The organism is Leisingera sp. CC-HEC096 (genome assembly GCF_059429235.1).
Genome location: NZ_JCAIJS010000001.1, coordinates 889,807 through 916,467, shown reverse-complemented (window position 1 = coordinate 916,467; position 26,661 = coordinate 889,807). Strand labels below are relative to the sequence as shown.

At 60.6% G+C, this 26,661-nt stretch carries 26 protein-coding genes; 13 read left to right on the top strand and 13 right to left on the bottom strand.

Features of this window, described 5'->3' with window-relative positions; genetic code table 11:
- Positions 1–175 precede the first annotated feature (175 nt).
- Positions 176–1,369 carry an IS91 family transposase gene (locus tag AC5STI_RS04555; RefSeq protein ID WP_495445754.1) on the bottom strand — a complete coding sequence of 398 codons (1,194 nt, stop codon included), beginning with the start codon at positions 1,367–1,369 and terminating at the stop codon, positions 176–178.
- A 12-nt stretch (positions 1,370–1,381) separates the two neighbouring features.
- A complete protein-coding gene (locus AC5STI_RS04550) occupies positions 1,382–2,260 on the bottom strand; it encodes a tyrosine-type recombinase/integrase (RefSeq protein ID WP_495445752.1) in 879 nt (292 codons plus the stop codon).
- A gap of 409 nt (positions 2,261–2,669) precedes the next feature.
- Here AC5STI_RS04550 and AC5STI_RS04545 point away from each other — a divergent pair, with 409 nt between their 5' ends.
- Both AC5STI_RS04545 and AC5STI_RS04540 read left to right on the top strand, forming a co-directional pair.
- Positions 2,670–3,557 carry a tyrosine-type recombinase/integrase gene (locus AC5STI_RS04545; RefSeq protein WP_495445751.1) on the top strand — a complete coding sequence of 296 codons (888 nt, stop codon included), beginning with the start codon at positions 2,670–2,672 and terminating at the stop codon, positions 3,555–3,557.
- Positions 3,558–3,568: 11 nt separating this feature from the next.
- On the top strand, positions 3,569–4,765 hold the full coding sequence (locus AC5STI_RS04540) for an IS91 family transposase (protein WP_259939175.1): 1,197 nt from the start codon (positions 3,569–3,571) through the stop codon (positions 4,763–4,765).
- A gap of 783 nt (positions 4,766–5,548) precedes the next feature.
- Here the strand turns inward: AC5STI_RS04540 and AC5STI_RS04535 are convergent.
- Positions 5,549–6,421, bottom strand: a complete 873-nt coding sequence (locus tag AC5STI_RS04535) for a LysR family transcriptional regulator (protein ID WP_495445750.1) — start codon at positions 6,419–6,421, stop codon at positions 5,549–5,551.
- Positions 6,422–6,610: 189 nt separating this feature from the next.
- Here AC5STI_RS04535 and AC5STI_RS04530 point away from each other — a divergent pair, with 189 nt between their 5' ends.
- From AC5STI_RS04530 to AC5STI_RS04520, 3 genes are all read left to right on the top strand, one after another.
- A complete protein-coding gene (locus AC5STI_RS04530; protein ID WP_495447727.1) occupies positions 6,611–7,726 on the top strand; it encodes an S-(hydroxymethyl)glutathione dehydrogenase/class III alcohol dehydrogenase in 1,116 nt (371 codons plus the stop codon).
- A gap of 72 nt (positions 7,727–7,798) precedes the next feature.
- On the top strand, positions 7,799–8,632 hold the full coding sequence (gene fghA / locus AC5STI_RS04525) for an S-formylglutathione hydrolase (RefSeq protein ID WP_495447726.1): 834 nt from the start codon (positions 7,799–7,801) through the stop codon (positions 8,630–8,632).
- A 42-nt stretch (positions 8,633–8,674) separates the two neighbouring features.
- Entirely contained in the window at positions 8,675–9,415 is a 741-nt protein-coding gene (locus AC5STI_RS04520) for a hypothetical protein (protein WP_495445749.1), read from the top strand.
- A 47-nt stretch (positions 9,416–9,462) separates the two neighbouring features.
- On the opposite strand, the gene AC5STI_RS04515 is transcribed toward AC5STI_RS04520, so the two are convergent.
- The gene (locus AC5STI_RS04515) at positions 9,463–9,903 is read right to left on the bottom strand and encodes an HIT family protein (protein WP_495445748.1); all 441 of its coding nucleotides are present in this window, start codon (positions 9,901–9,903) and stop codon (positions 9,463–9,465) included.
- A 186-nt stretch (positions 9,904–10,089) separates the two neighbouring features.
- Here AC5STI_RS04515 and AC5STI_RS04510 point away from each other — a divergent pair, with 186 nt between their 5' ends.
- Complete coding sequence (locus tag AC5STI_RS04510) at positions 10,090–10,233, top strand: hypothetical protein (protein ID WP_495445747.1); 144 nt, start codon at positions 10,090–10,092, stop codon at positions 10,231–10,233.
- A gap of 313 nt (positions 10,234–10,546) precedes the next feature.
- On the opposite strand, the gene AC5STI_RS04505 is transcribed toward AC5STI_RS04510, so the two are convergent.
- The 3 genes from AC5STI_RS04505 to bla all read right to left on the bottom strand — a co-directional run bounded on the left by AC5STI_RS04505 (position 10,547) and on the right by bla (position 12,739).
- Positions 10,547–10,885, bottom strand: a complete 339-nt coding sequence (locus AC5STI_RS04505; RefSeq protein ID WP_495445746.1) for a hypothetical protein — start codon at positions 10,883–10,885, stop codon at positions 10,547–10,549.
- Complete coding sequence (locus AC5STI_RS04500; RefSeq protein ID WP_495445745.1) at positions 10,878–11,783, bottom strand: serine hydrolase; 906 nt, start codon at positions 11,781–11,783, stop codon at positions 10,878–10,880. The genes AC5STI_RS04505 and AC5STI_RS04500 overlap by 8 nt, the downstream gene beginning before the upstream one ends.
- A 77-nt stretch (positions 11,784–11,860) precedes the next feature.
- On the bottom strand, positions 11,861–12,739 hold the full coding sequence (gene bla, locus AC5STI_RS04495; protein ID WP_495445744.1) for a class A beta-lactamase: 879 nt from the start codon (positions 12,737–12,739) through the stop codon (positions 11,861–11,863).
- 207 nt (positions 12,740–12,946) lie between these two features.
- On the opposite strand from bla, the gene AC5STI_RS04490 reads away from it, so the two are divergent.
- Both AC5STI_RS04490 and trpS read left to right on the top strand, forming a co-directional pair.
- Positions 12,947–13,819, top strand: coding sequence for a LysR family transcriptional regulator (locus AC5STI_RS04490; RefSeq protein WP_495445743.1), 873 nt, complete (start codon positions 12,947–12,949; stop codon positions 13,817–13,819).
- A 495-nt stretch (positions 13,820–14,314) separates the two neighbouring features.
- On the top strand, positions 14,315–15,316 hold the full coding sequence (gene trpS, locus AC5STI_RS04485) for a tryptophan--tRNA ligase (RefSeq protein ID WP_495445742.1): 1,002 nt from the start codon (positions 14,315–14,317) through the stop codon (positions 15,314–15,316).
- A 199-nt stretch (positions 15,317–15,515) separates the two neighbouring features.
- Here the strand turns inward: trpS and AC5STI_RS04480 are convergent, their stop codons facing one another.
- From AC5STI_RS04480 to AC5STI_RS04460, 5 genes are all read right to left on the bottom strand, one after another.
- Positions 15,516–16,934, bottom strand: a complete 1,419-nt coding sequence (locus AC5STI_RS04480; RefSeq protein ID WP_495445741.1) for a hypothetical protein — start codon at positions 16,932–16,934, stop codon at positions 15,516–15,518.
- Positions 16,934–18,142 carry a caspase family protein gene (locus AC5STI_RS04475; protein ID WP_495445740.1) on the bottom strand — a complete coding sequence of 403 codons (1,209 nt, stop codon included), beginning with the start codon at positions 18,140–18,142 and terminating at the stop codon, positions 16,934–16,936. Before AC5STI_RS04475 ends, AC5STI_RS04480 begins: the two co-directional genes overlap by 1 nt.
- Entirely contained in the window at positions 18,139–19,293 is a 1,155-nt protein-coding gene (locus tag AC5STI_RS04470) for a hypothetical protein (RefSeq protein WP_495445739.1), read from the bottom strand. Before AC5STI_RS04470 ends, AC5STI_RS04475 begins: the two co-directional genes overlap by 4 nt.
- Before the next feature lie 424 nt (positions 19,294–19,717).
- The gene (locus tag AC5STI_RS04465) at positions 19,718–22,360 is read right to left on the bottom strand and encodes a DUF4238 domain-containing protein (RefSeq protein ID WP_495445738.1); all 2,643 of its coding nucleotides are present in this window, start codon (positions 22,358–22,360) and stop codon (positions 19,718–19,720) included.
- Positions 22,290–22,493 (bottom strand): helix-turn-helix domain-containing protein, encoded by a 204-nt coding sequence (locus tag AC5STI_RS04460; RefSeq protein WP_495445737.1) that lies wholly within the window; start codon positions 22,491–22,493, stop codon positions 22,290–22,292. The genes AC5STI_RS04465 and AC5STI_RS04460 overlap by 71 nt, the downstream gene beginning before the upstream one ends.
- Between AC5STI_RS04460 and AC5STI_RS04455 the strand changes: the two genes are divergently transcribed.
- The gene (locus AC5STI_RS04455; RefSeq protein ID WP_495445736.1) at positions 22,492–22,698 is read left to right on the top strand and encodes an ATP-binding protein; all 207 of its coding nucleotides are present in this window, start codon (positions 22,492–22,494) and stop codon (positions 22,696–22,698) included. The genes AC5STI_RS04460 and AC5STI_RS04455 overlap by 2 nt on opposite strands.
- Positions 22,699–22,800: 102 nt before the next feature.
- Here the strand turns inward: AC5STI_RS04455 and AC5STI_RS04450 are convergent, their stop codons facing one another.
- Positions 22,801–23,391, bottom strand: coding sequence for a hypothetical protein (locus AC5STI_RS04450; RefSeq protein ID WP_495445735.1), 591 nt, complete (start codon positions 23,389–23,391; stop codon positions 22,801–22,803).
- Between the two features lie 525 nt (positions 23,392–23,916).
- Here AC5STI_RS04450 and AC5STI_RS04445 point away from each other — a divergent pair.
- The 4 genes from AC5STI_RS04445 (at position 23,917) to AC5STI_RS04430 (ending at position 26,260) form a co-directional block, all read left to right on the top strand.
- Positions 23,917–24,363, top strand: coding sequence for a hypothetical protein (locus AC5STI_RS04445; RefSeq protein ID WP_495445734.1), 447 nt, complete (start codon positions 23,917–23,919; stop codon positions 24,361–24,363).
- Positions 24,353–24,844 (top strand): hypothetical protein, encoded by a 492-nt coding sequence (locus AC5STI_RS04440; protein ID WP_495445733.1) that lies wholly within the window; start codon positions 24,353–24,355, stop codon positions 24,842–24,844. The genes AC5STI_RS04445 and AC5STI_RS04440 overlap by 11 nt, the downstream gene beginning before the upstream one ends.
- An 86-nt stretch (positions 24,845–24,930) precedes the next feature.
- A complete protein-coding gene (locus tag AC5STI_RS04435) occupies positions 24,931–25,896 on the top strand; it encodes a hypothetical protein (RefSeq protein WP_495445732.1) in 966 nt (321 codons plus the stop codon).
- The gene (locus tag AC5STI_RS04430) at positions 25,886–26,260 is read left to right on the top strand and encodes a hypothetical protein (RefSeq protein ID WP_495445731.1); all 375 of its coding nucleotides are present in this window, start codon (positions 25,886–25,888) and stop codon (positions 26,258–26,260) included. Before AC5STI_RS04435 ends, AC5STI_RS04430 begins: the two co-directional genes overlap by 11 nt.
- Positions 26,261–26,661 lie beyond the last annotated feature (401 nt).

The following is a 26,661-nucleotide window of genomic DNA, read 5'->3' as shown; positions in this document are numbered from 1 at the left end:
GGCAGGAAGCGCCGGTTGAGAAAGGTTTTCCAGCGGGGTGTGATCATGCGTTCCGGGTGCCGGCGGAGCCGTTGACCGGGTGATTGCGGGCCAGCCACAGGGCCGGGCGTACCGGGGGCGGACCGGGTCACGAATTGGAACCGGGGCAGTCTTCGCGGCATGGACGGGCGTTTCGTCATGCGGCCTGCTCCCTGGGTGGCGCGCGGCTCATCGGTTTTTGCCCGCGCCGGAAGATTTCGACGATGCGCATCGGGCCGCCGCAGCAAGGGCACGGCTCGCGCAGGGTGAGCGGTACGGTCTCAGCAGGCTCCTGCGTTTCCTGTTCGACCGGGGTCTTCACAAGCAAGCCGCGGATGCGGGCGATGGTGGCCTTGCGGGTGGCGCCGGCCAGCAGGCCGTAGTGGCGAATGCGGTGAAAGCCGTCGGGCAGGACGTGCAGCAGGAACCGGCGGATGAATTCGCCGGTCTTGAGCCGCATCACCTTCATCCGGTCGCCGCGCTTGATCCGGTAATCCTTCCATCGGAACGCCACAGTATCGGCATCGGCGCTGACAAGGCGATGGTTCGAGATCGCCACGCGGTGGGTGTACCGGCTGAGATAGGCAAGGACAGCCTCAGGCCCGCCGAAGGGCGGTTTGGCGTAGACGACCCATTCGGTCTTGCGGAGCGGGGCGAGGCAGGCGGCGAAGGCTGCGGGGTCGGCCAGTCCTTCCAGATCACCGAAGAACTGAAGCTGCCCGGCTTTGTGCAGCGCCGACAGCCCTTCCAGGAAAAGGCGCCGGAACAGCCGGGCCAGGACGCGCACGGGCAGAAGGAAGCCAGGGCGGCAGGCGATCCATCGTGTAGCGTCAGGTGACAGGCCGCCGCCGGGCACGATCATGTGGACGTGCGGGTGGTGGGTCAGTGCCGAACCCCAGGTATGAAGTACAGAGGTCATGCCGACACGGGCGCCAAGATGCCGGGGGTCGGCGGCGATGCTCGCCACGGTCTCGGCTGACGCTCGGAACAACAGGCCGTAGACCGACTTCTTGTTCCAGTAGGCGATCCGTGCGATCTCCGCCGGCAGGGTGAAGACCACGTGGAAATACTCCACCGGCAGCAGGTCATCGGCCCGCGCCGCCATCCAGTCCCGCGCCGCGGGCCCCTGGCACTTCGGGCAGTGCCGGTTCTTGCAGGAATTGTACGCGACGTGCCGGTGGCCGCATTTAGCGCAGGCGGCCACATGCCCGCCGAGCGCCTCGGTCCGGCAGGCTTCGATCGCCGACATCACCCTGAGCTGGGTGAGGCTGACATGCCCGGCATTGGCCCGCCGCCATTCGGGACCATGGGCGCGAAAGATGTCAGCGATTTCAAGCCTCGGGCGGGCCACCGCCCCGGTCCGCTAATCCCGGCTTCGATCCTGCAGCTTGGCCAGCGTCTCGTAGGGGCTCGCCGTGTCACGGATCAGCTTCGTGGCGACATGTGTGTAGCGTTCCGTTGTCTCGAGTTTGGCGTGCCCGAGCAGTACCTGGATCACCCGCACATCCGTCCCGGCCTCCAGAAGGTGCGTCGCGAAGCTATGCCGCAGCGTGTGCAGCGTGCTGCCCGGCTTCTTGATCCCCGCGATGAGCTTTGCCGAGCTGAAGGCGCGGTGGAGCTGGCGCGACGAGAGGGGGTTGATCTTGGGCTTGCCCGGAAACAACCAGCCCTCGGGCCGCGCCTCGCGCCAGTACTCGCGCAGCAGGTTCAGCAATCCCGGCGACAGCATGACCTTCCGGTCCTTCCGCCCCTTGCCCTGTTCGACATGGATCAGCATCCGGTCGCTGTCGATATCGCTGACCTTGAGATTGCAGACTTCAGATGCCCTGAGTCCGGCCCCATAGGAAATGCTGAGCGCCGCCCGGTACTTCAGCCCAGGTCCAGGCGCGACCCGCAGCAGCGCCGCTACTTCCTCGGCGCTGAACACTACGGGGAGCTTGCGCGGCTGGGTGCGGAACTGCATGTGCCGCTTCATCTCGCCCCGCCCGCAGGTCGTCTCGAAGAAGAACCTCAGTGCGATGATGCGGGCGTTGTAGGTCGGCGGCGTGACACCGCGGTCGGTCATGTGAAGCTGGTAGGCGCGCAGATCATCTGGCGTCGCGGTGTCCGGCGACCGTCCCAGAAACGCTGCGAAGTCCTTGATTGCCCGGATGTGCGACTTCTGAGATTTGTCACCCAGTCCCTTGATCCGCATGTCCTCGATCATCCGCGCGCGCAGCGGCGTTGTTCTCTCCTCTGTCATGGGAGCCTCCTGTCTTTCGATTGAGAGGTCCCAATCGTCAGACAGCCGCGCCCATTCCCAAATGAACAGGGGTCAGATCAATGCAAAACGCCTGCCACAGGCGCCAGTGCCGCGCGAGCGGCTTCGTCCAAGTCTATCTCTACTGAACTTGGTTCTTCAAAAAGGGCTGCACGGCGCAATGAATGACCGGTTCGGGGAAGCTGAGATGCGGCGCGAAAGCTGACAACAACAGTGTTCTGGTTTGGGCCGTTCGCGAGGTCGTGTCAAAAGGGCGGGAGGACGAAGCCGCTCGCGCGGCAGGGGCGGCTGTGGCGGGCGCACCTCGCTGATCTGACCCCCCTGTGCATTTGGGAATGACCGGATCTGTCTGATGATTGGGACCTTCTCAATCCACAGACAGGAGGGTCCCATGAAGGATCATAGAACCACGCCGCTGCGCGCGCGGATGATCGAGGACATGCGCATCCGTGGCATGGGCGAGAGCGCCCAGAAAGCCCATATTCGGGCGATCAAGGATTTCGCGGGATACCTCGGGCATGCGCCCGATACGGCGACGCCGGAAGAGCTTCGGGCCTACCAGTTGCACATGACCGATACCGGCGTCTCGGCCTCGACGTTCAACGTGCGGATCTCATCGCTGCGGTTCTTCTTCGGCATCACATGCGGCCGCGAGGAGATGAAGCGGTACATGCAGTTCCGAAGCAAACCCCGGAAGTTGCCGATCGTCCTCAGCGTCGAAGAGGTGGGCGACCTGATGGCCGCGGTGCCCGGACCCGGGCTGAAGTACCGTGCGGCCCTGGGTATCAGCTACGGAGCAGGTCTGCGGGCCTCCGAGGTCTGCAATCTCAAGGTCAGGGATATCGACAGTGACCGGATGCTGATCCACGTCGAGGACGGCAAGGGCAGCCGGGACCGCAAGGCGATGCTGTCGCCGGGGCTGCTGGAGCTTTTGCGCGACTATTGGCGCGAGGCGCGGCCGGAGGGCTGGCTGTTCCCGGGCAAGCCGAAGATCAACCCGCTGTCACCGCGGCAACTGAACCGGGCGTTCACGTCCGCAAAACACATGGCAGGGATCAACAAGCCCGCAACCCTGCACACGCTCCGCCATAGCTTCGCAACGCATCTGCTGGAGGCGGGGACGGATGTGCGGATCATCCAGGTTTTGCTGGGCCACGCCAAGCTCAGCACCACCGCCCGCTACGCGCATGTGGCCACCAAGACGATCCGCTCCACCGTCAGCCCGTACGAACGTCTGAAGGAGCTGCAGGACCACACTCTCCGGCGCGGACTGGAGTGACCGGACGGGGGGTGCCCGGGCGGCCGGGACTGGAGCTTGCTGACATCTTCCGAAGACACGGACCCGCGTGGCGGCGGGCCAATGCCGGGCATGTCAGCCTAACCCAGCTCAAGGTGATGTCGGCGATCGAGGCCTGCCGGACCGAGGTGCTCGGCGGGCATGTCGCTGCGTGCGGAAAATGCGGCCACCGGCACATCGCCTACAATTCCTGCAAGAACCGGCACTGCCCGAAGTGCCAGGGACCAGCCGCACGTGACTGGATGGCCGCGCGGGCCGAGGACTTGCTGCCAGTCGAGTACTTCCACGTGGTCTTCACCCTGCCGGCCGAGATCGCGCAAATCGCTTACTGGAACAAGAAGGCAGTCTACAGCCTGCTGTTCCGCGCCTCGGCTGAGACCGTGACGACCATCGCCGCGGATCCCCGGCATCTCGGCGCCCGGGTCGGCATGACCAGCGTGCTCCACACCTGGGGCTCGGCGCTGACCCACCATCCGCATGTCCACATGATCGTGCCCGGCGGCGGCCTGTCGCCGGACGGCACAAAATGGATCGCCTGCCGCCCCGGGTTCTTCCTACCGGTGCGCGTCCTCTCCCGGTTGTTCCGGCGACTCTTCCTCGAAGGGCTGGCGGTCCTGCACAAGGTGGGCGCGCTTCAGTTCTTCGGCGACCTCAAAAACCTGGCTCAGGCCGGCGCTTTTGCCACCTACCTCGCCCCGCTGCGCAAGACCGAGTGGGTCATCTACGCCAAACCGCCCTTCGGCGGCCCTGAGGCCGTGCTCGCTTATCTCAGCCGATACACGCACCGCGTGGCGATCTCGAACCATCGCTTGATCAGCGCCGATGCTGCGGCCGTGGCGTTCCGCTGGAAGGACTACCGCATCAAGCACGGCGACCGGCAAAAGGTGATGCGCCTCGAGACCGGCGAGTTCATCCGCCGGTTCCTGATCCACGTCCTGCCCGATGGATTCCACCGCATCCGGCACTACGGGCTGCTGGCCAGCGCGGCTCGCAAGGCCACCATCGCCCGCATCCGCAGATTGCTCGGCGAGGCGCCGCAGGACCCGGACCCGCAGGAGAGTGCTGAGGTCATCCCACTCACACTGCGCGAACCGTGCCCCTGCTGTGGCGGGGCGATGCGCATCATCGAGATCTTCCGCCGTGGTCAGAAGCCGCCATCTCGAGCACCACCCCGGGAGCAGGCCGCATGACGCAACGCCCGTCTCAAACGCGCGAAACTCACCAGCTGCCGCCTGCAGGCTGGACCGCTCCTGGCCTGCCCGTTACCGCGCTTTGCTCAGGAAAATGCAATCAACTGTTCCGCCGGCATCCGAAACCCACGCCCCCAGTCATCCGAGCGACCTCCAGCGATAGGCACGCCATGTCCGGTCGGTGGCCAGACCCCACCCTCGCAATCACCCGCAGCACGCTTTCCCCATAGACAGCGCTCGGGTCCCGCGGCTTCCTCCTTCCGAGGTTTGTCAACGCGGGCCGACGCCCGCAGACGCCCCGCTGTCACGCAGCGGCCCGCATCGAAAAACCTTCAGGTTTTCGGACTTTCGCTGCGTCAATCACGAACGGCAGGAACGCGCATTTAGCGGCATATGGAAACTCAGCGGCTTGCAGCGGTCCGATAGGGTTTCAAACTGCATCGCGCACGGCACAGCTGACTTTGGCCTCCTCTGCAGCATTCATGCCAAGTCGATGGGGAAAATTGGGCACAAAGGCGCTCCATCTGGCTCCGCAGCTGATGAACGCGAGCCGCCCTTACCGTTAACATTCCTAACCCGTCGACATGGTGCGTAGCAAATGCACTCAAATTGGTTAAGTCAATTTACCCCGCGTGCATTTCTTCGAGATGCAATCTGCACATTGGTCTCCTGATCTTCTTAGCGACCGATCTCTGCCTTTCCCGAAGAAGTTGCTGGGACAATGGATGTTGTTGACGGATCCTGGGCTCTCATGTTTTCAGAGGAGTACTTTCCTACTTGGGCTCAAGAGCTCAAGCCTTTGCTAAGGTGATCCAGCAGCAGCCGTACCTTCGGGGACAAGTGACGGTTATGAGGGTATATCGCCCAGATGCCGTCGTCGGGAGCGCGGAAACGTTCCAGCACCGGAACTAACTCAGCCGCCTCAATCCGGTCTTGAACGTAGTAGTCCGGCAATTGGATGATACCGATCCCCTTCAGTGCCGCGTCAACCAGCGACCAGCCGCTGTTGCAGCGGAGGCTGCCGGTGACTCGGATATGGCGGGGCTTGCCCTGCTCATGAAACCGCCAGAAATCCAGCGTCCCTTGCAGGCAGTTGTGCTGGTCCAGCTCGGACAGCGTATGGGGCGTGCCCCTCTCTGAAAGATAACCCGGCGAGGCACAAACGTGGTGTGCTCTCGACGCCAGCCGCTTGGCCATCATGGAGCTGTCTTCGAGGTCCCCGAGCCGGATGGCCAGGTCAAAGCGCTCGGCCACGAGGTCGAGCCTGCGGTTGGTCAGTGTCAGGCTGACCTCCAGATCGGGGTAGCGGACGGCAAAATCATTGACCAGCGGCGCGATCCGGTTTTCGCCGTAGGTCACCGGCGCGGTCAGGTTGAGACGGCCCCTGGGGGCCTGGTGCAGGTCGGTGACCGCGCGCTCGGCCTCGGCCAGACCGTCAAGCACCTGCCGGCAGTGATTGTAGTAGATCTGCCCGGTCTCGGTGATCGAGACCCTGCGCGTGGTGCGGTAAAACAGCTTGACCGCGAGCCGGGTTTCCAGCGCGCCGACCTGGCGGCTGACTTGTGCGGTGGAAATCCCCAAACGGCCGGCGGCCGCGGTGAAGCTGCCGGCCTCGGCAACCGCCACGAATTCAGTGACGCCTTCCCAGCTAAACATCCTGTTTCCTTTCAAAACCCGTGCCCTGTGCCTGCCCTCATTATTGCGAAATCGCAATAGTCATTTACGGAATGAGCAAATTAACTTCGTTCGGAAATAGTTTACATCGCCATCATCGAAACCGAGCCCGGCGGCAAGCCGGGAAAGCCAACTGTTCCAACTGCAAGGCACACCCCTATGACCGACATCATCAAATCCAAGGCGGCCATCGCCTGGGGCCCGAAACAACCGCTCTCCATTGAAGAAATCGACGTGATGCCACCACAGGCCGGAGAGGTCCGGGTGCGCATCATTGCCACCGGCGTCTGCCACACCGACGCCTTCACCTTGTCCGGTGATGACCCGGAAGGCATCTTTCCCGCCGTTCTGGGCCACGAAGGCGGCGGCATCGTTGAATCTATCGGCGAGGGCGTCACCAGCGTTGCCGTCGGTGACCACGTCATTCCGCTCTACACGCCGGAATGCGGCGAATGCAAATTCTGCAAATCCGGCAAGACCAACCTGTGCCAGAAGATCCGCGAGACCCAGGGCAAGGGCCTGATGCCCGACGGCACCACCCGTTTCTACAAGGATGGCGAGCCGATCTTTCACTACATGGGCTGCTCGACCTTCTCGGAATACACCGTCCTGCCGGAAATTTCGCTGGCAAAGGTGAACCCCGCAGCGCCGCTGGAAGAGGTGTGCCTGCTGGGCTGCGGTGTGACCACCGGCATGGGTGCTGTGATGAACACCGCCAAGGTCGAAGAAGGCGCGACCGTTGCGATTTTCGGCATGGGCGGCATCGGCCTGTCGGCGGTGATAGGCGCAACAATGGCCAAGGCCAGCCGGATCATCGTGATCGATATCAATGAAAGCAAATTCGACCTCGCCTGTAAGTTGGGCGCCACCGACTTCATCAATCCCAAGGATCATGACAAGCCGATCCAGGACGTGATTGTCGAGCTGACCGACGGCGGCGTCGACTATTCCTTTGAATGCATCGGCAACGTCAACGTTATGCGCTCGGCGCTGGAGTGCTGCCATAAGGGCTGGGGTGAATCCGTGGTCATCGGCGTCGCCGGCGCCGGTCAGGAGATCTCGACCCGTCCGTTCCAGCTGGTCACCGGCCGGGTCTGGCGCGGATCTGCCTTTGGCGGCGTCAAGGGCCGGTCGGAGCTGCCCGATTACGTCGAGCGCTACATGCAGGGCGAATTCAGGCTAAACGATTTCATCACCCACACCATGGGCCTTGATGACATCAACGAAGCGTTTGAGCTGATGCACGAAGGCAAGAGCATCCGCACCGTCATTCACTTCGACAAGTAACCCGACCGCAATCCCATGGCTGCGTCGGCAACGGCGCAGCAAGCACTTATGATTTCGAGGCCCGGAATGTCACTGGAAATTACAAGCGTCAGCAAGAGCTTTGGCGGCTGGACCAAGCACTACACCCATTCTTCGGAAGTGCTGAACTGTGACATGCGGTTTGCGATCTACTTGCCGCCGCAGACCGCGAACGGGCAGAAAGTTCCGGTGGTCTACTGGCTGTCCGGGCTGACCTGCACCGATGAGAACTTCATGCATAAGGCAGGTGCGCAGCGCATCGCAGCGGAATTGGGCATCGCACTCGTGGCACCGGACACCAGCCCGCGCGGCGACGCGGTTGCCAACGACGACAGCTATGACCTCGGCCAGGGCGCTGGGTTTTATGTCAACGCGACGCGGCCGCCCTGGAACCGCCATTACCATATGTATGACTATGTTCTGGACGAGCTGCCGCAGCTGGTCGAGGCGGCCTTTCCGGTCAGCGGTTCAGCTTCGGTCATGGGCCATTCGATGGGCGGTCACGGCGCCCTGGTGCTGGCCTTGCGCAATCCGGGCCGCTTTCGGTCGGTGTCGGCGTTCAGCCCGATCAGCAATCCGGTCAATTGCCCTTGGGGCCGCAAGGCGCTGACGGCCTATTTGGATGAGGATGCCAGCGCGTGGTCCGAATATGACGCGAGCCTGCTGATGCGCAAGGCAACGCAATTCGTACCGGCACTTGTAGATCAGGGCGATGCTGACGCGTTCCTGGATGAACAATTGCAGCCGGAAACGCTGGAGGCGGCGGCCAAGGCCAGCGGCTACCCGTTAAAGCTCAACCGGCGCGACGGTTATGACCACAGCTACTACTTCATCGCCAGTTTCGTTGATGACCATCTTCGGTTCCATGCGCAGCACCTTGCCTCTTAGCGCCTGTCTCAGCAGTCAACATAGTCCCCGGAGGGAAATCACATGAACGACACAGCCCTGATTGGCCTGTCTCTGGCTTCGGTCGTGTTGCTCGGCTTGATCCACGTGCTGGCGGACATGTTCCGCTGGAAGAAGCGTCAACTGCCCCAGAAATACTGGCTGTCCTTTGCCGACGGCATCTCGATCAGTTATGTGTTTCTCGGCCTCTTGCCCAAGATCGTTGAGGGCACGGCATATCTTCCGGATACGCTTGGCCGAACGGCGGATATTCTGAAGGACAACCCGTTCCTGCCACTGCTGATTGGTCTGGTTACGTTTTACGGGCTGGAAAGGCTGGTCGAGAAACCGGGCAGTGCAAACGGCGCCCACGCAGGCCACGAGGCAACCGGGCTTCGAGTGACGATTCACCTTGCGTCCTACACCGTCTACAAGGCCGTCATCGGCTATTTGATCGTGCAGATGGAAAACCCGGTTTCCATGGCGGTCTTTGTGGTCTCGATGGCGGTCCACTTCCTCGTCGTGGACTATCGGATGATGGACATCCACAAGGGAGTTTATCAGCGCATCGGCCGGTGGGTGCTGACCGTGGCAATCCTATTCGGCTGGATCGTCGGTGTCCTGACGCTGATCTCGCCGACGAGTGTCACGCTGCTGCTGGCCTTTGTCGCCGGGGGGATTGTCCTGGTGGTTCTTGAGGAAGAATTTTCCCGCGAACACCCTTCGTCATTTCCGGCGTTTGTCGCTGCAGTTGCGGTCTATCTGACGGCACAGATTGCGATTTGACTTCGCATCAGCGCGCGGCCGCCAAACCTCGTCCGGGGGTATTCCGTTCAGCCGGCCTCCGCCAGTTGCGCCCGGATACGGTCCGCCGTCTGCGCGAGTGCCGCGCCGCCGGGGCTCGGCGGCAGAGAAAACGCCTCGATCCCGTCTTCGAGATACCGCGCCGAAGAGACATCGTGGCGGTGAAACATCGGCACCACATGGGCATGCGCGTGCGGCACGTGAATTCCGGTGTAGAAAAACGAAACCCGTTCGACGCCCCATTCCCGTTTCATCGCCCGCCCCAGCCGCTGCCCAACGGCCATGATCCGCGCTGCGGTGATCTCTGGCAGATCTTCGAACCAGGGATAGTGCTGCTTGGGGATGATCAACGCATGGCCTTCGCGGATCGGATGGAGATCGAGAAACGCAATCACCAGATCGTCCTCGAAAACCTTGTGTGCGGGCAAGTCGGCCTCGGCAATTCGGCAAAAGATACACTCGTCGGTCATCACAGCTCCCATCCGCCAGCCTCACACCAAAGCCACGTTACAGCGGCTGGCACCCGCTGCAAGTGATTGTCGAGTAGGATTGGGGCCAACGGACGCTGTGCCGTTTACGTACGGCAGGTATGGGCCACAGTGGAAAGAGCAGAAAATGTGAATTTGCCAAATCTTCGATGACAACCTCACTAACCTGTGATTGCAGCCATTCGCAGCGGGGACGATCAAGCCGCTGGCAAGGCCATGCGGGACCATGTGCTTGTTCAAGGCGACCGCTTTCATGATCTGCTTGCCGCACTGCGGATGGATGCCCTGCAAAGGAAGGAAAGCGCTTCCTGATTATGCAGGCTCGCCTGCTTAGTAATTATAGGGGGAAGCTACACCCTTTCTTACGTATCGGGAATGCGTACAGCTGCGCCGGAAGTTTCATCTTAGATGCTGCGCGCTGGCTGCACGGCCAGACCGTGGAAGCCGCAGCGCAGCAACTTAGAGGACAATCAAAGGCAGGAAAGGGCCGGCCTCGCCCACCAGGGCCTGAAGGACGCGCCCATTGCCGCCGCGGCGCGGAGACCGGCCGGTTTGAGCCCATCTTGTCAAATGCTGCGCGCGGCACAGGCAAGTGATAACTCTGCAAAGCAGCTCTCCGGCGTCTTCAGTCATCACATCCGAAAGGAACGAAGGTGCTGGCCATGCCTTCGTTCATCGTCATAATGGTCAGAAGGTTTGCGAGCTCTATCTCTTTCTCCGATTGCGGGCAGATGTTTCCCCGGTCTTGGCAGCCGCCGGTAATGAACTGTTCGTTTTGCTCCAGAAATCCCGGGCGCATCCCTGCGGCTCCAAGAATGCTCACCGCATCATCAACAGCGCTCCGGTAGAGAGCGCATTTGTTTTCGCTCCAGCTGGCAGCCGCGATGCTGTCGGCGCTCGCGCTTGCAGGAATTGCGTCGGAAAGTGCGTAAGGCAGAACGGATAGAAGCAGGGGTTTAATCATCGGGATAGGGATCCAAGGAGGGCAGCAAAAGGTTGGTTGTGACGATACGGGCAAGCTCGGCCAAATGATCGTTCAGGATAAGCGACCCATGTTTGCTACCGGCGATAAAAAAGGACATTAACAGTGGAGCCCGCGAGGGTGGGAAGACAGCCGCCACCGACGCGGCCTTGCCATCCTGAGTGACTGATGTTTGGCAGAACACAGGCCAGGCGCCGGGAACCCCTGAACGCAGCCCCGTGCCAGTGGACGACCCCATCCGCGCATTTTGCCGCAAGAGGTGGTGAGCCGAACCGTTTCCCACCATGCTGAAAACATATTTGAGGCTTTCCACAATATCCCGCGGCGTAGCGGCAACCGATAGTTCTGCAGCGCAGGAAATCACCCCGGCCGTCGCAGACTCCGGCTCTTTCCGCCCGCCGTCCAAGTGCCGCAGGAAACCGGACAACAGCTGCCTGTCCGCGAGGATCTTGTGAAGGGCCGCCGTGGTTGCCGGGTCTGGTGCTGCGGCCATTGAGGAACACAGATCATCTGGTGCGGCCCGGTGGAACACTCCCGCGGCAGGACACGTGCTGTAGCGTCCGGTCCCTTGCAGCTTGCCCTCAGCAATGGCCCATTGCACCGCTGCAATCAGCATCGGACCGGCGACCGGCGTTGCATCAAACTCAGCATTTGACGACCAGCTGCTGCTGCGGCCGGTCTCCAGATCCAGGACATAAGCCCCGAGACGTCCGCCGAGGCTCATTTCTATCACCTCAAAGGAAAAGCGCGGGATCAGCCCATCGTCATAGGTCCGTGGATACAGCGTTCTGTATCCGTGCGCGGTTGCTCCGGCGTTGGCTGAAATTGCCTGAGCGCAGGCAAGTCCTGCCAGGAAGCCCCGCCGAGTGATTGTTCTCATGATGCTTCTCAAGTTTTGATGTCAGAAAGGAGGGGGGAGGGCAGCAGCCAAGTACCGACCTCCCCCTTTTTAAGTTTCTACCGGGCTTCGATTTCGGCAATCATGGCTGCACCGATCTCCGAGATCACCTGATTGCGCAGCTCAAAGTCGGCATCGCTTTCGGTGATGTAGACGGCCGCCATGTAGGGGCCGCCGGCCGGCGGTTCAATAAAGGCGACAATGCCGCGGGAGCCGTGGCCGCCTGCACCGGTCTTGTCACCGATAACCCACCCCTCCGGCAGATGGGCCCGGATCAGTGCATCGGCGACCTTGTCGTCTATCATCCATTGGCGCAGTTGGGCCGCAGAGGCAGGCTTGAGGACATCGCCATAGAGCAGGGCCTCAAGCGTTTTTAGAATTCCGGAAGGCATCGCCGTATCCCGCGGGTCTCCCGGCACCGCCTCGTTGAGCTCTGTTTCCCAACGATCAAGACGGGTGGTCTGATCGCCGGTTTCGCGCAGAAAGCTTGTGAGGCCGGCCGGGCCGCCAATCGCGCCAAGCAGCAGATTGGCGGCGGTGTTGTCGCTGAGCGCAACTGTGGCCTCGCAAAGCTCCGCGATTGTCAGGCCGCCAGGCAAGTGCTGTTCGGCAACTGGAGAATAGGTCACCAAGTCACTCTCATCGAAATGAATGCGCCGGTTCAGGTCTTCTTCGCCGGCATCAACGCGGGCCAGAACCGCGCCGCAAAGAAGGGACTTGAAGGTGCTGTTCATGGGGAAGCGCTCCAGCGGGCGCAGAGCAATTTCCCAATCCGATGAGGTGTCGTGCAGCACGGCACCGATACGCGCATCCAGGCGTTCTTCCCAGGCTGCAACAACAGTTTCCAAACCCTGTGCTGCCAGGTCACACGTGGTTGCGAGCGTGATGGCGCCGCTAAGTGCGAATAGTCGCAGCAGTTCGCAGGATTGTTTCTTCATCGGTCTTCTCCGTGTTCTCAGGTTTCAAAAAAACGCACTGACCTATCCGCCCCGAAGGCCGAAACGGACGGTCACTTGCGGATCTTCAGAGCGCTGCGGCAGGCAGCGGACGCCCCTTGGCATTGTTTCATGTCATGGGGTGCGGGCTATTCGCTTCCAATTTCCAGGGCAAACGACTAATAGTCAGACTCCGCATTAGAAAAAGTAATGGCTATGGACCGCCCGAATATTCCCCTGAACGCTTTGCGCACATTTGAGGTTGCTGCCCGGCAGGGCAGCTTCACAAATGCGGCGGTCGAGCTGTGCGTGACGCAGGCGGCGGTAAGCCATCAGATATTGCGGTTGGAGGACCAGCTTGGCGTCAAGCTGTTTCACCGCACGCCGAAAGGGCTGCTCCTGACACCCGAAGCGGAGGCACTGCTGCCGGTACTGACCTCCAGCTTTGACCGTATCGGCGGCGTTCTGGACCGCTTTCTGGATGGCCGGTATCAGGAGACACTCAATGTTGGCGTCGTGACCACCTTTGCCGTTGGCTGGCTGGTGGACCAACTGCCCGGGTTCGAGCAGCGTTACCCGGGGATCAGCATCCGCCTGTTCACCAACAACAACCGGGTGGACATTGCGCGCGAGGGTCTGGATCTTGCAATCCGTTATGGCCACGGGCGCTGGCCGGGGCTGACTGCACACCCCTTGATGGAAACCCCGCTTACACCGCTTTGCAGTCCCTTGCTTGCCTCCCGTCTGGAGGGGCCTGATGCGCTTGCACACCAGGTGCTGCTGAGATCTTACCGCTCTGACGAGTGGCCGATCTGGTTTCAGGAAGCGGGTGCAAAATATTCCAAACTCGACGGCCCGGTCTTTGACTCCTCGATCGCCATGGCGGAACTGGCAGCAAAGGGTATGGGCGTGGCTCTATTGCCTTACAGCATGTTTCAGGCGCAGCTGGCCGATGGCCGCCTGACGCGCCCCTTTGAAGTGGAGATCGCAACCGGCAGGTACTGGATTACCCGTCTGGCCTCCAAAGAGGCATCCGCCGCAGCCCTGGCTTTTGAAGCCTGGCTTGCAGAGACGGCGCAATGAGTGGCGATATTCGTGTTGCCAGGCAAACGACTGATACCCGGTGGAGGCACTTTCCACTGAGGTCGCGAACCGCACACTGCTGACGCAGGTGAAGATGCAGCGAAAGCCAACTTTGTTCCGCTTTACCCACATTGGTACGTTGAAAAAGCTGCGCTGCACACGAATGGCTTGCCTGTTGAAGCTGCACTGCAGCGTTTACTGGGCGGTAATGGTCGGGAAAGGGCCATCCTTGCATCGCATATCGACCGCGATCGCGCACGTGCCGCACCCCATCCGAGGTCAGTTTCGGGCCCTTTCCATCATTTGATTGACGAGTAATCTCGCAGACGATAGCCAGTGTTCTATGGAAAACACTACGATCATCGCAATGACTTGGTGGCTGGCCTCCTGACAGGGTGGCCGGATGACCAAACGTATTCCGAGGCCGCCGCATGGGCGGCCTTTTGTTTTCCGAGATTCCCGATGCGCCGCCTCCCGTTTCATGAGAAGACGCAAATGAACAGACCAACCATTCTGACAGGTGACCGCACCACGGGACCGCTTCACATCGGGCACTATTCAGGCTCGCTTGCAAACCGGCTGCGCTATCAGGACAGCCATGAACAATTTCTGCTTCTGGCGGATACCCAAGCCCTAACCGACAACGCCCATGACCCGGAGAAGGTGCGGCGCAGCGTGATGGAGGTCGCGCTGGATTATTTGGCCGTGGGCATCGATCCCTGTCGCACCACCATCTGCCTGCAATCGCATCTTCCGGCGTTAGCGGAGCTGTCGGTGCTCTACCTGAACTTCGTCACGGTCGCGCGGCTCGAACGGAACCCGACGATCAAGGACGAAATTCGCGTGCGCGGGTTCGGACGGGATATTCCCGCCGGATTTCTGTGTTATCCGGCGGCACAGGCGGCGGACATCACAGCCTTCAAGGCGACGGTCGTGCCGGTCGGCGAGGATCAGGCCCCGCTGATCGAGCAAACGAACGAGATCGTGCGGCGCATCAACGCAGCCTCAGGCTGCGCCGTGTTGCCCGAGGCGCGGGCGATCATCCCCAGGGCGGGCCGGTTGCCCGGTATCGACGGCAAGGCCAAGATGTCGAAATCCGGTGGCAACGCCATTGCGCTGTCCGCGTCGTCCGAGGAGATCCGAAATGCTGTCAGGGCGATGTTCACCGATCCGAACCACCTGCGTGTCGAAGACCCGGGCTGCATCGAGGGCAATGTCGTCTTTACCTATCTCGACGCCTTCGATCAGGATCAGGACGGGCTTGCCGAGCTGAAGGCTCAGTATCAGAAAGGCGGGCTTGGCGATAGCAAGATCAAGGCGCGTCTGGAAGCTATCCTTCAGGAGCTCATCGCCCCAATTCGCGAACGTAGGGCACAGCTCTCCGAGGACCGGGGATACATTCTTGATGTGATCAAAGAAGGCACGGAACGGGCGCGAGAGCGCACCGAGGCGACAAGGCGGGATGTGGTGAGTGCCTTGGGCCTGTTCCAGTTGTAGGTGACCAAAGGCGGGCGAGCCGGATGAAGGTCCGTTTCGTCCGCGGTCCCGTCCTCCAAACTGATTGCGATTTTGCGGTTGCAGCTAAAGTCTGGAATGCGGGCTGCGACCACAGCATTTGAAAACCGTGCTCAAGGTCGGCTCTGGGCCGGGAGCGTCACCTCGAAGACCGTTCCATCCGCCGAAACCGTTTGCCGAGTCAGGGCAGGTCGGCGCCGAAATCTGTCATAAAGGAATGGAAGGGCCCTGCGGCCAGTTCGTGCTGCATTTCCTGACCGATCCGTGCCCAAAGTCCGTCCAGCAAATGGCGGGTGTCTTTCGTATCGTCTTCGCTTCCTCCGTCGCTGTTGCGCGAGATCGACACGAGGTCGCGCAACAGCCGCCGCGAGGCCAAAAACTGCGGCGGCCCTGCCTTGTGTACTCTGGCGAGCTTGGCCAAGACTACCTGCTGGTCGCCGGTGTCGAACAGCAGGTTGGTCCAGGCGCCCAGGGCCAGCGCGTCGGGCGACCATGGGAACCAGCTTGCCAAGTTCTCGACCCAGTTTGCGCGGCGGTCCAGCCGCCTGTGGCGCAGCAGGAACAGCGCCGCGACCACGGCGGCCTCCGGGTCGTGGATCTTGTCGTGCAGGGCCTTGTCGGCAACCGCAAAGGCCGCGTCGGACACCGCGTCCGTGTCAGCGAAGCCGCGCCCCCGCAGCGATTGCAGCAGCGCATCAATGTCGTTGTCGATCGCCGACAAGTACCAGTCGAAGCGCGGCGCCTGATCCGACGGGGAACCGTCACCGAGGCTGTCCGATCCACTCCGTGATACCTCTTCGCCCGATGCCCCGCCTGCGCCACCATGCGACAGAACCAGTTGTGCGCCCTTAGAAAACAGCGGCAGGGCGATGAAGCGGGCGGGCTGGTCCTGCCGGAAGGCACCGATAAGGTGGATCGCCTCACGCAGAGGATCGTCCAGCGCCGGGCGCGGCGGAAAGCGCAGCCAAGTGTAGTCCATCGCGTATTCACCCCGGGCCATGTCTATCAGTTCCGAGCGGACCCAGCGCAACCCTCGGGGATGCCAGAGGTAGCTGCGCAGGCTCACGTCGCCCGGGCGGCGGGTGTTGCGTTTCGGGCGGCCGCGCAGGCCCAGGCGCCTGCCCAGCGCCTTCTGCGCGTTCGCCACCTGGCCGCGCGCGGCGTGAAAGACAACGCCTGACGGCAGGGACAGCGAGGACCGCGGACTGACCTCCTTCAGCGCTTCCAGCGGGAGCGAGCCCATCGCCTCAACCACCGAGAGACTGACGTTCGCCGCCGAGCGCGGCAGCTGTTGGCGGGCGGTGATCTCGGCCAGCCATTCGTGCGGCGAGGTCTGCAATGGATCGACGGCAAAGCGCTGGTCGTCGCCCGGTGCCAGCGTCACGGGGATGCGCGCCTGGTGGCCGCTTGGCGACAGGCCGCTGACCATGTAGTGCCCAGGCTCCAGCGACAGCACCAGCTCCGTCCGGTTCATCGTCAGCGTTTCGCGTGCGCGCACCACATGCGAGGCGTCGGTCACGGTCACGTCCTGGAACGGCATGGTGTTGGCCTTCATCAGCGTCAGCTGTGCGATGCCGTCATTTGCCATTTCGCCCGCCATCACGACCTCCTCAATTCGGCGTCCTGGCCGCCGCCGTACACGATCACTTCCACCGACTCCAACTGCATGGGGGCGCTTTCGCCGATGCCGGCGATCACGCCGCTGGCCTTGTAGGGTTCCATGCTGGAGTCGACCCAAGCACTCAGCGCCTTCGGCTTCACGATCATCGGCGCGCGCTCTGCGTGAAAGCCGTTGCCCGCGTGTTCCAGCGTTAGTGTTGCGCGCCCTACGTCCAGCGGCTCGGCCTCTCGCACGCGCACGGGGTAGCGCGGGGTTCCCTCCAGCTTCAGGAAGGGCGTCGTGTCCCAGCCAGGGTCCTCGTCCACCGGTCGCAGATCGGCATCGGCGATGCCCAGACCGTAGCGCCCCGCCGCCTCGACCCAACTGCGCAGCCGGTCAGGCGAGATGCACCAGCCGAAGTGAGGGCGCGGCTCTCCGGCGCCGCCGTCAAAACACGCAAGCAGCGATTCCGTCAGGAAGCCCAGCCCCTTTGGCGTCGCCTTGGCCACCACGCCGCGCGGCGAGGCCCGCAGCAGGTAGACGAAGCGGTCCGCCTCGTTACGCGCCTTCACGTACTCCGTCTCCGAGATGTTGCCGATCCGGCGCCCCGAGAACGAGTCCATCGACAGCACCCCCTCCTCCAACAGGTTGCGGCAGCAGTCGGCGATCAGCACGTTACGCTTGTGCCTTTTCCTGTAGAGGTTCAGGTGCAGGTGGTTCAGCGACAGCATATTCCGCCACGGATCGGAGGCGCGCTTGCCCGCGTCCTCCAGCAGCAGGATGTGCTCCTGCGCCTGCATCCCGTGGCTGCTGCCGTAGACGAACCCCTGATTATCGTCGCGTGTCTGGCAGCGCGCCAGCCAATCATCCAGCGCCGTCTCCACTGCATCGCCGGTGGCGGCCTCCACGTCATCGCTCTGCCGACCGGGGGGCGTATGGTCGCCGCGCGGGAACTGCGCCGTGCTGCCGTCCTTCTCGCTCACCAGCAGCTCGACCGACCCCAGCTTCGGCACCAGCCGGTCCGCCGCCTCGATCAGCCACGCCGCGATGGCGCGCGCGTTATTCGGCGGGCTGGTGACCGGCTCAACCTTGCGCAGCTCTTCCATCAGCTCGGCGTTCGACCCGTCGAGGTAGGGAAACCGGCCGACTCCGATGACGATGGCGTGCGTTTGCGGGCCGCCGGTGTCGCGCGCGTAGACCAGCGTCATGCCGCGCCCGTCACCGGCACGCCGACCTCGTGCAGACGCCGCCGCAGTCGCTCGTAGAACTGCACTCGCGCGAAATAGGCGCTGTGTGCATCCAGGATGCCCGTCCGGCTGGAGAACATCATGTCCCGCACCCGGCCCGAGAACATCGGCCCCGCGAGAAAGGACAGTACGTCCAGCTCGTCGAACACGTTGATCCAGTGTTCCGCCACCTCCAAGTGCGGCGTCGGATCCATGCCCAGCAGGTCCAACTCTTGGAAGAAGCCCGGCTGAGATCCGACCGTCACCAGCGCCTTTACGGTCTTCCCGTCTTTCAGGCCGACACCGGTGCAGAACTCCGGGTCGCCCAAGCAATCCGCGAGGATCACGCCGCCCATGCTGTGACCGATGAGCACGATGGGCTTGCCGCTGTCGACCGCGCGCGACAGTTCCTCGTGCATCAGCGCGCGGATAGGCGCCCGCCCCGCGCCATCCTTGAGATAGCAAAACACATCCCCGATGAATGTCGCGATGGCGCCATGCACCTTGTCGCGTCCCGCCGCCAGCGCCACGCGGCCACCGGCATTGCGCACCTTGTCCACCACGTCGCGTGCACCGTCGCGCAGCCAGGAACCCAGCCCCAGCACCTCAACTTCGTCCACCCCGCCAGCAGGCTGCGACTGAGCGTAGGCCGTGGCGCGCATCTCCAGCTGCTCCAGGAATTGATGGTCCGTCAGATCCACCTTGATCCAGGTCGGGGCCGGGTCGTCCAGCGCATAGGCCGCCGCGGCGCGCGCCTGCGCGGCGGCTTCGTCGGGTAGTGTGCCATCGTTCTCCTGCGCCCGGCGCAGCGCGCCGTCATAGATCAAGTCAACGGTCTCGGGGAAATCCTCGCGGGCAAGCTCCACCAGCCGCGGCGCTTCGCCGGTGGTAGGGGGCGGCGCAACCGACAGGACCTCGATGCTGTCGTCAGCGGGATTGTCGTAATCCGGCAGGCTCTTGTAGCGCCCGCCCTCGGGGTTGGCGCCATACGCACCCCAGTAGGGATTGTGCACCGTGACCGACGTGCCGAAAACCAGCTTGCGGAACCGCTCGGTGCGGGCCGCCTCCGTCGCTTCGTAATCCGGGCCTGCACGGTTCGCCACGCCGTGAACAAAGACAACATATGCCGACATTTTTCCTCGCAATGAATGACCGTGATAGTTTGATTGAGCTATCTTACAACGAAACTCGTCAAGGTTGCGAGCTTTCGTTGACGTCCCCCTGTGGGACAAGCCACCCAAACGCGCCACAGCCTTCTGCAATTCTTGATGAACTTTCTGGCGGAAGTCTGTCAGGCATGACGATCGATCCGACGAAGTCTTTCGAAGACTGCTTCGGGGCTCTCCGCCCCTAAGGTCGGATTGGCGGGACAGCGGAGACATCGGAGCGCGCAGCTCCGGCCCAGAATCAAGGCAAAAGGCCACTGCGCATTTTCAATCGCCATTTCACGGGCTCATCAGGTCAAAGGTCAGAGCCAAGCTGCGCAGCCGAAACCAGATCATTAGCCTGCTGTGAATGTCGGGAGCGACACGCCGCGCAGCAGCCTGCCGATTTCGGCTATCTGGTGGCGGCGGAAGCTCGTGTTCTGACCTTCAGCCCCCCTTTTACGTTATCCGCTGGGGGTGCTGCTTCCCACCGCTCTATTAACGTCGCCATGGGAACGGCGTGCAAGTGGTGCTCAGAGCCCGACATTAACAACAGCCGGTTGATGGTGTTGTCTTGAAAGCCTCCAAAGCGAAAGGCGGTAGTAAGGCGTGCCGCGACGGCAGGAATTTTGGCGCGGTCGATTAAGGTTTTCATCGAGTCACGCTGCCGCCGGAAGCGTGCGGCGACGTGTGCTTCGAAGTTCGGTTTCAGCTTGTCCGCATTACGAGCAGCCGTGTAGCCAAAGGCAGCACGAAAAAGCGACTCTGTCCCGCCGAACGAAGGGTCGTCGAAAACTTGCGATATCGCTTGGTGGCCTACCGGAAATTCGACTGGGGTCGATGAGATCTCGTGTTGCAACTGAATCAAAGCAGGGGTGGTTTCGAGGTGCCGCCTTGTAAGCGCCGTGTGGAGTTCTCTCCAACGGAAAGGACTGTCGGTCAGGATCTGTGCGCCGGTGGCCTGGGCCAAGTACATCGCCATCTCGAAGTTGGGTGCCATCTTCAAGATTTCAAACTGGCCGCAACTCGTGAGCGGGTCGTCCTGAAGGACGGCCAGCATGTCTTCGACCTTCATCTGTTCGATGGTATCTGCGAGGGTATCCATCCCGATTGGCTCTTCGTCGCCAGCCATCGCCAACATGCGCTCAGCAAGGGCGTCCTTCGGCATATTCAGCATCATGCGGCGCATGTCTTCCTGCATCACTGCCTCAAGCCTGGGGTCGTCGGAGGGGCGGAACTTTACGTTCTTGGAACGGGCCCGAGCCATGGCCATCATTTGGTCTCGGAGGTGAAAATCGAAATCGCATGGATCCGGGATCAGCGTGATTAGCCCTGCTTCAACGAGCGGCATAAGCTGAAAGAAGGCCATCATGGATTTGAGAGCTTCGCCTCGGTACTGGCGAGGGTGCTCAGTGGGTCGTTTGTCCGCCTGGAGGGTTCGAGAGATTAAGAACGGATTCTGGACAATGACCTCGCCGAAATACAGCGGTGCCCCGAGCGCGAACTCCATGACCAGCTTGGGATGCAGCGATCCTGTATAGACCGAGCGCATCTTGCTGTCCGGCTTGGGCAAGAGGGCCATTAGGTCAGTGTCGAGTGGCCACAGCGCCTCGTACAGGCGATACATCCGCGCGATCTTGTCGTCAGTCATCTCGCGTCGGATCGTGTCCCAATCCTTGGTCCCCAATTCGAAAAGCTGGGTCAGGGCGTCCATGAACATCATGTTGCGCTCACGGATACTCCTCTCCGTCCACGACATGCGCAGGTGCTTCGGCTTGTTCCGACAGCAATTCGCGAATGACTGGCCAGATCCACACGGACAGTACTCGCGTGGCCGGAGCAGAGTCTTCGGTTCCTCCTTCAGCAGCCATTCCCGCGGCTTCTCGGTTCGCCCGAACTCGTCCTGGTAGTAGACCTCTCCGTTCTCAAAGCTGGCATACATCTCTCCGCCGAACCTGTAGAGCTCGTCCGCTGGCGGCAGGAACGTTGTACGCAGGTCAGCCCAAGACTTGGACACTACCTTTTCGGGGAAAAGATCCTCCCGCCGGGATCCGGCGACAAATCGGTTCGCACGAGCCTTCATCACGAAGTTCACCTCGGCGACTTGATCGTCGGTGAGGTACCGCGTTCTAATGAAATCGATCGTCGACACCATCGTCGACTGGTAGTTCCGTGCGAATGTGCGCTTCGCATCGGGGCGCGTCCCGGGGTTCTTCGCGTATTCGAGGTTGGTCAGGATAAGGAGGTGATCCGGCCCCAACGGGTAAAGCGTCTGCGAGCCTTTAAGTGCGGTTGACGGATCTTCGGGGTACTGGGTTCGAGCGTCGGACGGCGAAATGGCATGGTTATAGACCGTGACAGGGTGGTCGCTAAGTATGAACTTGACGCTGGCCCGCTCCGCTGAGACGATCTCCCGAACTCCGGTGGTCCACGTCGTAACGTTGAGCATGCGGATAGCCTGCATCTCGCCCATCAACTGGTTCTGAGCAACATCTGGCAACATCTCACCGAGTCGATCGATCTCCGGATACTGTTGGCGTAGCCATGCGAGGCCCTTGGGTGTCCGCAACTTTTGGATGTCCAAGAATTCGAAGAGATCCTTGAAATGTCGATGCCAAGCACCCTGGTCATCGCCGCAGAATGCCCGGACTGCGTCGGCACCCCGCCTGTCGATGTCACCGAAAAACATTCTCTCGATCTCGTCGTTGACCTTGACCCCGAAGAATGTCGAGTAGAGGTCTTGCGCGACAAACGCCCGTGACGTGGGTGAATCGAAAAGGCAGCGCCCGCTGGCTACCGTTCCGTCCCGCCGCTTGAAGGTGGGTGGGTTGAGGTCGAGGAGGGCATGCGTGGTTTTCCCAGGGGTGAAGAACCTTTCTTGATGCCATTGCGGGACGTAGTGGTTTTTTCTTGTTACCGACATAAGTGCTCGCTGCGTACGATACGGGATATCCAAACAGTCTGATCTGTCGATTTGCCGAACGTCAATGTCCGCTATCAACAGTACCCTGAAGCTTGCTAAATACCAGCTCACGCGGTGGTAGTTCCGGCTCATTCAGGGCGAGGTCAACGAGAGCCTGCCGGATCTCGCCGGGGATGCAGTTCCAAACCCGGCCGGGGTGTGGACGGCGGTCCTCGAGCCCGGCTTCACCGCACGCCTCATAGCGGGCACACCAAGGGTAGAACATGCCTTTCGGGATGCCATGCACGCGAAAATCATATTTGGCCAAGGCGCTCGGCGTGTCCGCGGTCAAGGCGGGCAAGAGCGTCCATCGTGCAACCCTGGCCGAACCGATTGCAGCGTTGAGCCGGGCTGAGCGGGAGGGTCGGCTGGCCGACAAGATCCGCTTCTATGCCTGGGTGTCTATGCTGATCGCCGACGAGATCAGTTAACGGCAGCAATCCGGTCCGGAACAGCCTGTGCCACGAACTCAGGACTGTAACACGTCGGAAAAATTAGCCGCTGAGAGATTAGGCCATATACACTGGATGGGATTACTGGTGCCCCGGCGGGCGCAACATTTCCAACACGGCATCCTTTGCCTCAAGCTGCGCGCGCAACGCAATGATCTGCTTAACCGCATCATCGAGTTCCAAGTCTTTGCGCTGCACCTCGGTTTCCAGGACAGCAATCCTTTCTTCCTCGGCGGATAGGCGGTTCTTGAACTCATCGTGTTCTTCTCGCTTCCTACGGAGCTCGTCACGCATTGATTTTAAGCGTTCTTGCGCTTCCTGAAGTGGAAGAGTGCTTTGTTCCTTCAACTCACCGAAGCTCTCGGCGATCCCGGTGACGAGTTGACGGCGAGACTTGTCGATGGCCTGAGCGATGAAATCCGTTGCCGACTTCGGGAGGGCGGCGATCAATTTCAAAACACGCTGTTCCTCTTTGGCGTCCTGAACTTCCTGGATCATCTGCCGCAAACCCTCCGGGCGGGGCTTGGCCGTCAAATGCTGCTCTTCGATCATGTGTCGGGCAACATTTTCGACGGAAGGTTCCAGTCCGCGAATTTTGAGATCGGCAAGTGCCCTGGAAACCTGTCCCTCGTTATACGACTTCTTGCGCCCGGAGTTGGAATTTGCAGCCATCGGGATGCTCCTCATGTTTTGATTTGTCCTATCATTTGACAAATCAGATTTGACAAATTGCCTGCACGCGCAGGCCGAGGCACGTGTTGCCTCTTCGTGATGAGGAGTTGCGTTCGATTCAAATTTTGAGAAACAAACCCGGTCTGGAAGTCGGAAAAACCTTGGTCTCGCATAGCGCGGTGAGGTTCACGGCCCGCGGAAACTCTCGTGTTTCATGCACGGAAGAACCCTGACAACCGTGTCAGACGTTAGGACCTGCGAAATCTGCATCGACATCTGCAAAATCTGCACACCGAGCTGAAATTTCTGCATCTTCGGCTGACAAACTTGCATTTTCATCTGCGAAATTTGCATCCGCCCCCCGTCAAGGCATTGAAACCAAGCTATAAACCGTCCTCCCGAAAGAAGAGAAACCCCGGAAAGAGTAGAAAGGCCTCTGGTGAGGCCGTTTTTTGTTTTGAGTGGATGGCACCACACCTGCGCCCACCTCTCGGGCACATCTGACACGTGTTGATTGACGGGCCGATGGCGACCGCAGTGCCGCGTGCCGGGGAAAATATCCTGTTCAGATTGAAGGATCAGGCTCTCTCTCAGGCAAATCGTCCCGAGATGGCAGCGCACCACCATGACGTCCGGCCTGGAAACCCTGAACGGGTCGGCGAAACAGCTTCACTGATCTCATCCAAACACCTTCATTCTGTCGGCAAGAAAAAATTTGGCCCCGTATTTTCAAAGTTTCGGCAAACGACCGCATCTCCTTCCCGAACCAAGAGGGAGAATCCCATGCTTACAACCGCCGAAGTTGCACATCATTTTGCCCTTGCCGAGTATCGATTGGGTTGTAGCCCGCAATCAGGAACACTGGATGCCATTGAAGGCCTATCGCAGCCTTGGCTGCGCTCCCAGATCCAACGATCCCAGGCATTTTCAGTTGGCGACAGAGTTATGGCAGGAGGAACGGGTGCTGTTTGATAACATCGCTTTGACGAAGGATCACCGGTATGTCAGATGGCGGTTTTCGAAGTTCAGCTTCGAGCTCATGTCCGAGATGGACAGATACGCTTTGCTGATTGCAGAAAGACTAAAAACCGCCCGGACAGATTTGGATCTGGATGTCCTTCTCCAGGCCGTACTGCATCATAGAATGCAGCGCCCGGAATTCTGGATGCTCGCTCAGGGTTTTCAAGGCCGGGGTGAAGAACCCGTACCGTTCAAACTCAAGGATGTCGATCGAAAGCTTAAAAGCAGTTTGCAGCATCTGGCGGATCTAACCGGCTATCGTTTTGTCGTCGGCTACCTGCAGGAGGGCAAGGCGCCCGGGTACACCTCGGTGGCCATTCGCATCCAGCACGAAAAGACGAAATGGCCATCCGGGCGCATTGATAAGTTCCCCCCCCGGACCAAGCAATTCTCTCTGGTCCCGGAAGCTGTCGAAGCCCAACAACCCTTGTAACTGAAGGTCTGACAACAATATCGCCAGAAAATTCCTTTGGAAAACCCAAAACCGGCCAATCTCCTTGATAAAGGAGTAGCGGAACGATGTTTCAACAACTGAAATCATGGGGCGAGGCTAACGGACTTCCCGAAGGGAACTGGCCAAGACTGAAGGCCGCGATTGAATTCCATGAAACCTTTGTATGCAATGGCGATCTTGCGAACATCGTTCATCCCCATGATTTCGAGGACACCTGGCCTCAAGATCTGGATGATTTGCCAGAACACTTCAGCAATCCGGCACAGTACCAAGTCTGGCGGAATATTCTGATTTCCGGGTTGGAAGCGTATTCCGGACAAATTTCCCGAAAGTCAGCAGTTCAAGAAGAGGCGAAGGACGATTGGCTACGGCTGCGTGACTGGTGCAGGGAGCGGGATTTTGGGTACGTGCATGAGAACAACCTTCTGGCGCTGCGCCGGATTGCCCTTAGGCTTGATATCGAACCTGCAGGAGTGACCCAAGACTGGGCAGAGTGGGCGCAACAAGGCTTGGAGCAGTCTCAGCGCGCCTTGTTCAGGTCTGGTGTCGGCGCTTTTGAAAAAGCTCGCGCTCATCCTGAAATTCGTGAGGAGTTCGGTCTGACTGAAACACGGATTGGACAGCTCCAGTTCAAACCTTCGCCAAATGAAGAACAGCCCTTGCCGCCGCGCTTCAAGGCGGACTTTGAGGAATGGGTTGGTCGTCTGGCTGCTGGCGAGCCTATCGGGTTCCGGGGGCGGCGGCGTAAACCCGTGGCGGAGGCAACTCTGCGCCAGTACCGGTTTGCGATCGCCTGGTATTGGCGTTGCTTTGCTGTGGCGTTCCCAGGTCAATTCAACCCGGAAACTGCCAATCTCGCACGCCAGTTCGTGTTGGAGGAAATCTCCGAGATCGCGGACAAGACAAAAGGTCTTCAGCTCAAACCGGGTATGAAAAAGGAATACTTCTCTAAAGTCCTACCCTTCTTCCACCAATGGAATCCACAGCTGGTGCAACCAAGAAAGGGAAAGAAAGACAAAGATGAAGGATAAACAGACGGGGAAATTCGTGCGTGCCGGGCGGATCAGCGAACGGCTCGCCGCGATGGAAGCACCAGAGAAGTTTGTAACTCATGCAAGGGCGATTGAATCTGGGGAAACTGGCCTGAAAGGATACCTCCATAAACCTGCCCTCAATGGAATGTTCAGGTTTATTGATTTGGCGGTCACCCAGGACCTTCCGTTGGATTTCCATAAGAGCACGATCGTGGCATTTCTCGATGATCTTGATAAACGATCCACGGGCTCTGCGTATTGGTTGCGCTACGCAAATGCGATGCAGGAAGTGGCGCGCGAGATGGGTTACCCCTTCCAAGTCATCGATGGGTTCGAGGTGAGGTTGGGGCCGGTTTCTTAGAACACCAGGAACCTCACATGCGATACCGGCCCATTCCTGCCGTTCATCCATGACAGTGCTCGCCGCAGTGCGGCCCGTCAGACCGGACTTTCGCCGCGCTGCAATAATCTTTGCCTGCTCGAATTCACAGTTCGCGGGACCTTCCCGCCGTTCGCCGCAAGTGCTCAATCGTCGCTGCAGTAGCGAAGGCGACCTGAAAGAAGGGCGGACAGCGGACTTACGGCAGTGCGGCACGGCCGGTGCAGCAGCCTTGAAGGAGCAGCCGTTCGTTCGAACTGCGGGGCTCTGCGTCGTAAGCGACAGTGAGCGTGACCGAGTCAAAACCGTCCCCGTCGCAGTGCCGCAAGCTCGCTACGAGCCCAAGCGCACAATTCTTGTATCATTAGCAAGAGATACATTCA

Excerpts from the sequence above, each read along its gene's own strand:
- AC5STI_RS04550 (WP_495445752.1), bottom strand. The coding sequence starts at position 2,260 with ATGACAGAGGAGAGAACAACGCCGCTGCGCGCGCGGATGATCGAGGAC.
- AC5STI_RS04545 (WP_495445751.1), top strand. The coding sequence starts at position 2,670 with ATGAAGGATCATAGAACCACGCCGCTGCGCGCGCGGATGATCGAGGAC.
- AC5STI_RS04535 (WP_495445750.1), bottom strand. The coding sequence starts at position 6,421 with ATGTTTAGCTGGGAAGGCGTCACTGAATTCGTGGCGGTTGCCGAGGCC.
- AC5STI_RS04520 (WP_495445749.1), top strand. The coding sequence starts at position 8,675 with ATGAACGACACAGCCCTGATTGGCCTGTCTCTGGCTTCGGTCGTGTTG.
- AC5STI_RS04515 (WP_495445748.1), bottom strand. The coding sequence starts at position 9,903 with ATGACCGACGAGTGTATCTTTTGCCGAATTGCCGAGGCCGACTTGCCC.
- AC5STI_RS04505 (WP_495445746.1), bottom strand. The coding sequence starts at position 10,885 with ATGATTAAACCCCTGCTTCTATCCGTTCTGCCTTACGCACTTTCCGAC.
- AC5STI_RS04500 (WP_495445745.1), bottom strand. The coding sequence starts at position 11,783 with ATGAGAACAATCACTCGGCGGGGCTTCCTGGCAGGACTTGCCTGCGCT.
- bla (WP_495445744.1), bottom strand. The coding sequence starts at position 12,739 with ATGAAGAAACAATCCTGCGAACTGCTGCGACTATTCGCACTTAGCGGC.
- AC5STI_RS04490 (WP_495445743.1), top strand. The coding sequence starts at position 12,947 with ATGGCTATGGACCGCCCGAATATTCCCCTGAACGCTTTGCGCACATTT.
- trpS (WP_495445742.1), top strand. The coding sequence starts at position 14,315 with ATGAACAGACCAACCATTCTGACAGGTGACCGCACCACGGGACCGCTT.
- AC5STI_RS04480 (WP_495445741.1), bottom strand. The coding sequence starts at position 16,934 with ATGGCGGGCGAAATGGCAAATGACGGCATCGCACAGCTGACGCTGATG.
- AC5STI_RS04475 (WP_495445740.1), bottom strand. The coding sequence starts at position 18,142 with ATGACGCTGGTCTACGCGCGCGACACCGGCGGCCCGCAAACGCACGCC.
- AC5STI_RS04470 (WP_495445739.1), bottom strand. The coding sequence starts at position 19,293 with ATGTCGGCATATGTTGTCTTTGTTCACGGCGTGGCGAACCGTGCAGGC.
- AC5STI_RS04465 (WP_495445738.1), bottom strand. The coding sequence starts at position 22,360 with ATGAGCCGGAACTACCACCGCGTGAGCTGGTATTTAGCAAGCTTCAGG.
- AC5STI_RS04455 (WP_495445736.1), top strand. The coding sequence starts at position 22,492 with ATGCCTTTCGGGATGCCATGCACGCGAAAATCATATTTGGCCAAGGCG.
- AC5STI_RS04460 (WP_495445737.1), bottom strand. The coding sequence starts at position 22,493 with ATGTTCTACCCTTGGTGTGCCCGCTATGAGGCGTGCGGTGAAGCCGGG.
- AC5STI_RS04450 (WP_495445735.1), bottom strand. The coding sequence starts at position 23,391 with ATGGCTGCAAATTCCAACTCCGGGCGCAAGAAGTCGTATAACGAGGGA.
- AC5STI_RS04445 (WP_495445734.1), top strand. The coding sequence starts at position 23,917 with ATGGCGACCGCAGTGCCGCGTGCCGGGGAAAATATCCTGTTCAGATTG.
- AC5STI_RS04435 (WP_495445732.1), top strand. The coding sequence starts at position 24,931 with ATGTTTCAACAACTGAAATCATGGGGCGAGGCTAACGGACTTCCCGAA.
- AC5STI_RS04430 (WP_495445731.1), top strand. The coding sequence starts at position 25,886 with ATGAAGGATAAACAGACGGGGAAATTCGTGCGTGCCGGGCGGATCAGC.